The sequence below is a fragment of the Citrobacter sp. Awk 2 genome (assembly GCF_028069815.1).
Classification (GTDB): Bacteria; Pseudomonadota; Gammaproteobacteria; order Enterobacterales; family Enterobacteriaceae; genus Citrobacter.
The window spans coordinates 1-5,829 of the sequence record NZ_JANEWL010000156.1 but is presented as its reverse complement, the minus strand read 5'-3'; the positions used below and the strand labels follow the sequence as shown (position 1 = coordinate 5,829).

Sequence of the window (5,829 nt, the reverse complement as noted above, 5' to 3'; positions counted from 1 at the left end):
GTGAAATAGAATGAATATTAACGATATACATTCAATGTTAACTTTGTGATGAAAGCCACTGTTTTTTAGAGGCTAATGAGCATATCTATTTTTTGTCCTGTTATTCTTGTGTTAAGTAAATCCTCAGGTTGGTATTTGTTGTGCTCCCCGAACCGCAGGGGAGCACGGTATTAATATTACGGCTCAATCGGGGTCAGATAATCCAGCCGTAACGGCTCAGCCAGAAGGTCATTCATTTGCAGAATGAATGATTGAAAATGTGGCAGGGCGATATGGTCGTCCAAACCGGCCTGACCGCGCCAGGACTCACGCACGTAAAAAACATCCGGTGTGTCGCGCAACTGGAACAGGTCATACTCAATATTTCCCGGCTCCCGACGAGTGGGGAGTAACAGCGCTTTTAACGCCTGTTTTAGTGCGTTGGTTTTCCCTGGTTTGGCTTTCAGTACCGCAATAATGGAAATAATTTCAGCATCTGACATTCTAAAACCCCTCCAACACAATCTTGCCAACTGAACGACCCGTTTCAATTTGTGCATGCGCTTTTTGCACATTTTCCGCCGTGATAGCGCCAAAATGTTTGCCCAGTGTCGTGCGGATCACGTTGCTGTCGATAAGCTTTGCTACACGCGTTAATAACTGGTGCTGTGCAATGATGTCGTGGGTGGTGAACATCGAACGGGTGAACATAAATTCCCAGTGCAGCGAAATACTTTTGGCTTTTAGCGGACGTGCATCCAGCGTTTGCGGATCATCGATCAACGCCAGTTTTCCCTGCGGAGCCAGTGCATCAATGATTTGCTGGTAGTGCTGCTCGGTATTATTCAGGCTGGCAACGTGTGTTACCTCCTTGATTCCTATCCGCGCCAGCTCATCCGTTAACGGTTTACTGTGATCAATCACATGGTGCGCACCCGCTTCACGGACCCATTTCTGGCTTTCCGCGCGTGATGCTGTGCCGATCACGGTCATTTTCGTCAGCTTACTGGCCAGTTGAGTCAAAATGGAGCCGACGCCGCCAGCAGCGCCAACAATCAATAAAACATCATTCTCATTACCACCTTCCTCTACGCCGAGGCGATCGAACAGCATTTCCCATGCGGTAATCGCGGTCAGCGGCAGGGCTGCGGCAGATGCGTTATCCAGTGATTGCGGCTTCAGCGCGGTAATGCGCTCATCAACCAGTTGAAATTCGCTGTTACTCCCGGCGCGACCCAGTGCACCGGCATACCAGACTTCATCACCTGGTGAGAATAATGTCACCGCTTCACCGACGGATTTCACGACACCCACAGCGTCCCAGCCCAGCACGCGCGGCACGTCCGCATTGAAACCTTCGCGAACTTTGGTATCGACTGGATTGACGGAAATCGCTTTCACTTCAACCAGCAGGTCATGCCCAGTGGCGACCGGAACAGGCAGATCTATCTCGTGTAAAAACTCAATGTTGTTGCCGTGGGTTGCGGCGCGAGTAATGGCGATGGCTTTCATGGTCTCTCCGGTTACAGGAATCAGTTGAATAATTCGATGGTAAACCGGCAACAGAACGGGAAAAATAGCCCCACGGCGACAGGACTTATACTCGGGGAGTGAAAATGTTCCGGCTTGAAGATCTCACGTTGTTTGTCCGCGCCGCGGCGCTGAATAGCTTTAGCGATGCCGCACGCGAAGCTGGCGTCCAGCCCGCTCAGGTCAGTTCTGCCATCAAGCGTCTGGAATCCACGCTCACCATCCGCTTGTTTGCCCGTTCCACACGCAGTCTGCGGCTGACGCCGGAAGGCGAGGTTTGGTTGCCCTATGCCCGCCAGATGTTGGATGTGATGCATGCCGGGTTACAAAAAATCCAGACGCCGGAAGATGAAATTTCAGGCACGCTGCAAATAGCCGTTCCTTCCGATCTCGGGCGGAATTTGTTGCTGCCGGTTTTTCAGTCATTTCGACGCCGTTATCCTGCGCTGCGTCTGCGGATCTTTTTCTCCGATCAGGTCACGGATGTCTTTAAAGACCCCGTCGATGTCGCGTTTCGCTACGGCAATACAGAAGATGCGTCTTACATCGCGCTGCCCGTTGCACCGGGTAACCGACGTGTGCTGGTGGCTTCTCCGGAGTGGGTTTTGCAAAACGGTGAGCCGCAATGTCCGGATGATTTAGCACAACTGAATGCCATGACCTTTGTATTGCGTGGGCGGCTGCACGATCGCTGGACGTTTACGCGCAACGGTGAGGTGAGCAGTGTGCAAGTCAACGGCACCATTATGAGCGACGATGCTGAAGTGATCCGCCGACTGGCGATTGCCGGCGAGGGGATAGCGTACAAGTCGTGGCTGGATGTGAGTGAAGATGTGCGTGACGGTCGATTACAACTGCTGATGCCGGATTATCAGGGAGAAAAAGTCCCACTGAATATGATATGCCCGCATCGGAAGCAGCTTTCAACGGCGGTGCGCCTGTTGCACGAGGCGGTAAAGGCGCGGTGTGAAATGCTGGCGCAACGCTAATACGCGCTTTGCGCCAGCCTATTATCGCATCGTGACTCAGTCTTTCTTCGCGGCGTTAGCAAAGAAAATATCAGACTGAATGTCTTTGGTGCGGAGGGTGAACAGCTGATTGGTCAGGTCTTCCGTCAGCTTCTCAGCATCGGCCATGATGCGCAAGTTGAAGTCATTCAGCATCTTATCCGCAGCAGGCTTATCAGTTTTCGCCATCTTCAAATATTCTGCTTCGACCTCTTTTTGCTCCTTCGCAACTTTATCTTCCCACGCTTTGTAGGCTTTTTTAACGATTGGCGCGAGCTTCGGATAATCGGTCATCGTCAGCGTCTGCAATTTACGATATTTCCAGTAAATAGACTGATCGTCCGCCTTATCTGTACCCATCGTATAGTTGGCCGGATAGGCTTTCAGACCGCTGTAGTACGGAACGAAAGCGGTGAGATCGGCCATACCCAAACCGATATAAGTCGTTTCACCAATCTCTTTTGGCAACCACGGACGTACCTGCATGACGTGTGCCTCGTAGGTACGGAACACGCTGACAGGGCGCCACGGCTCTTTCCCGTTCAGGCCGTTGGTGTAGGGGTCATGGCTGGTGCCTTCATAGTGATTACGCAGTACCGCTTTCACATCATCCAGCGTCATTTTCTTCTCTGGCGTCATGAAGACCGGGAATTCACGACCGTTAGCCATATCCTGTTTTACAGAAGGATTGAACTCTTTCTGGATGGTCCAGACACGGGGATCGTTATAGTTACGGTCGCGTTCATCATCACGGGTATAGACTTTGGAGAAGTTGAATTTGCCATCTTTTGCCTGATCGTAAAGACCTTTTTCAGTGGCGAACTCAACCAGGTTTTTCGATGCCATCATGTCCGGGTTTTTAGGATCATAATCCTGTAAACGTCCCTGATTACCGGTAGCAAAGTACTGATTGTTGGGCAGACGCTGCGCCATCCACTGGTGGCCGCTACCGGTCTCCAGATACCAGATTTCGTTATCATCCACGACGGCGACCCCAAAGCCTTCACCTGCACCGGCGGTTTCAACGATATGGCCGAGCAGTGCTACGGCTTCCCGTGCGGTTTTACTCTGTGACAGCAGAATATCCGGGATATCGTCTTCGGTGATCCCTTTATCCTCAACGTACGGATCGACTGCCAGTGCTTTTGGCGAGGCAAAAATAGATTCTGTACCGCTTACACCAACACCCAGTTCGTTAAACCCGGTTGCGCCGTGCAGTTGGGTTTTCCAGTTAGGAACGGTGGTATAACGCAGGGAGTTTTTCGGCAGGGGCCAGGTAAAATCATTTGCGCCATTATGCGCTTTGGTGCTGTAAACACCGGTCTGATTCTTTTTGGCCGGATGAATGACAAAATGTTGAGCTTTCAGGGCATCACTGTCGGCACTACGGGCAACCAACATCGATCCGTCCGCTGATGCTTCATTGCCAACCAGCAGGGTTGTACAGGCAAAACCCGATGAAACGACGGCCAGGTTAATTGAAAGTGCAATCAGGCACTTTTTAAACGTAAACATTAAATATCCCTCAATAAGTACGCCATAAATACATCGGAAACACATTGTTTCCTGAAATGCGATAACGTCTGAATAGTCAGACATTGCTCGCCGGAGAGATAAACGTCCCTGCCCACGTTTTCTCCAAATATCCATTGGTCTGTTGAAGTCTTCGGGACGAAATAACGCGTCCATTTCGCTTAATTATTACGCAATGAATATCAAGGTATTCAGGAGGTTTCCTGATTCGGGGGAAAGAATAGCAATGGGTTATTGGTGGATTCAGTGACACATGTCTCGTAAGTCAATGATGACAAATATGCATCACCACGGAGAAACTGTATTTTTTGTATCTGAATCTGATGTTACTTTTTGCGGCAGTACAGTGAGGGAACACTTGAACTCGCAAAAATCCATGCGCCTTTATATTCCTCCATCACCAGGCTCAGACTCCGTCCGGTCTGGCGATAAAACCCTGGCAGAGTATTGTTGATATCGGCCTCATCTGCTGTGTCAGCGAAGGTTTTTACGACCTGCATCGCCTGCAGTAATCGCGCATCGTGCTGCCGGGTATAGCTAAAATAAATGTTTCTGCTGATATCCGTGGTGTTATGCCCATATAACTTTCCGGTGATGGTCGCCAGCCCTTCATCATTGCGCATGCGAAACGATACTGTGCCGGTAAAACGCTTGTTGCCAATATTCCATTCAACGTTTCCCACACAATTCAGTGGCTGGTCAGCATACCGCGAATGCCATAACCAGGCACCTGAACCGAACATCACGACCAGCACGGCTACGAGCAGGGTCCGATTACGTGTTTTTTTCATTTCTTGTCTCGTGCATCCAGTAGTAATGGGTGGTACAAAATGCGCGAGCATCTACCCGCGCATCTTTATCGCATACAAATGCCACTACTCTTTCTGTTTTACGGTAACCGGTAAGAAACACATGTTTGTTTTTTTCACAGAGCTCGGGATGTAACTGCATCAGGCTGAAATAGCCCTCGTGATCTTGCTCATTTGGTGAATAATAAATTTTGCAGTTCTGACGCGATGGAATCTGCATAGAGATGGACACAAAATTGTTAAACGGCATGGTCGGGCGCGTCTGATACCACACCAGCCAGATAATCAGGATGACGATAACCGCGCTGGCGGTAAATAAAAGATTCCACCAGGCGACCTGCGTTGTTTGTGCCGGGGGGAGTATTACCTCAGGGTCGTTATGTCCTGGAATACTGGCTGACAAAGAAACATCACCAGGAGAAAGCGTAATTGTCTCTACCTGCGTATTTTCATTCAATGTAAGTCCGCGGCGGGAAATAGTTTTCACCGTATCACGGGGCAACCCGACATCCGCCAATGCATTACGTAGTGTCAGAATAGCCTGGTAGAGGGTATTGGTCGTCGTGACATTATTTCTCTCTCCCCAGCCTACTTTTATCAGCGTGTTCTGAGAAACAATGTCACTTGCGTGAGTAATTAAATAGAGAAAACACAGCGAGGCAGGAAGTTGCAGTTGAATTGCATGCCCGGTCTGCCGGTTGACCAGACTTTTGTTATCAGGATTGAATTCGACCAACTGATTGATAGGGTACAATTGCCCGGCCCTCTGTCACGTAACGTACCACGGGGTGCTGTAGTGCACCTTTTAATACTACATGCAAATTGATAGCGCGCCTCTATCTTTGTACATGATCGAGGATAAGAATTTTTTGTAAACCAGAAAAATCCTTTAAATACAACCGGTTGTCGATATTATTTCTTAGGTGAGAATTAGCTAAGGTGAAATAATAAGAATTCATTACAGTTTTATC

The 5,829-nt window shown here is 49.4% G+C and carries 6 protein-coding genes; 1 reads left to right on the top strand and 5 read right to left on the bottom strand.

What is annotated here, in order from left to right:
* Window positions 1-176: 176 nt before the first annotated feature.
* Entirely contained in the window at window positions 177-467 is a 291-nt protein-coding gene (locus NNO02_RS22305; protein ID WP_271449771.1) for a putative quinol monooxygenase, read from the bottom strand.
* A 16-nt stretch (window positions 468-483) separates the two neighbouring features.
* A complete protein-coding gene (locus tag NNO02_RS22300; RefSeq protein WP_271442790.1) occupies window positions 484-1,491 on the bottom strand; it encodes a zinc-binding alcohol dehydrogenase family protein in 1,008 nt (335 codons plus the stop codon).
* A gap of 104 nt (window positions 1,492-1,595) precedes the next feature.
* Between NNO02_RS22300 and NNO02_RS22295 the strand changes: the two genes are divergently transcribed.
* Window positions 1,596-2,498: a LysR family transcriptional regulator gene (locus NNO02_RS22295; RefSeq protein ID WP_271442791.1), complete on the top strand. Its 903-nt coding sequence runs from the start codon at window positions 1,596-1,598 to the stop codon at window positions 2,496-2,498.
* Between the two features lie 36 nt (window positions 2,499-2,534).
* On the opposite strand, the gene NNO02_RS22290 is transcribed toward NNO02_RS22295, so the two are convergent.
* The 3 genes from NNO02_RS22290 to NNO02_RS22280 all read right to left on the bottom strand — a co-directional run bounded on the left by NNO02_RS22290 (window position 2,535) and on the right by NNO02_RS22280 (window position 5,612).
* Window positions 2,535-4,031: a C69 family dipeptidase gene (locus NNO02_RS22290; RefSeq protein ID WP_271455775.1), complete on the bottom strand. Its 1,497-nt coding sequence runs from the start codon at window positions 4,029-4,031 to the stop codon at window positions 2,535-2,537.
* Window positions 4,032-4,375: 344 nt separating this feature from the next.
* Window positions 4,376-4,840: a hypothetical protein gene (locus NNO02_RS22285; RefSeq protein ID WP_271442793.1), complete on the bottom strand. Its 465-nt coding sequence runs from the start codon at window positions 4,838-4,840 to the stop codon at window positions 4,376-4,378.
* On the bottom strand, window positions 4,824-5,612 hold the full coding sequence (locus NNO02_RS22280) for a winged helix-turn-helix domain-containing protein (protein ID WP_271455774.1): 789 nt from the start codon (window positions 5,610-5,612) through the stop codon (window positions 4,824-4,826). The genes NNO02_RS22285 and NNO02_RS22280 overlap by 17 nt, the downstream gene beginning before the upstream one ends.
* Window positions 5,613-5,829 lie beyond the last annotated feature (217 nt).

Coding starts and splice junctions, on each gene's coding strand:
- NNO02_RS22285 (WP_271442793.1), bottom strand. CDS start 4,840: ATGAAAAAAACACGTAATCGGACCCTGCTCGTAGCCGTGCTGGTCGTG.
- NNO02_RS22295 (WP_271442791.1), top strand. CDS start 1,596: ATGTTCCGGCTTGAAGATCTCACGTTGTTTGTCCGCGCCGCGGCGCTG.
- NNO02_RS22290 (WP_271455775.1), bottom strand. CDS start 4,031: ATGTTTACGTTTAAAAAGTGCCTGATTGCACTTTCAATTAACCTGGCC.
- NNO02_RS22300 (WP_271442790.1), bottom strand. CDS start 1,491: ATGAAAGCCATCGCCATTACTCGCGCCGCAACCCACGGCAACAACATT.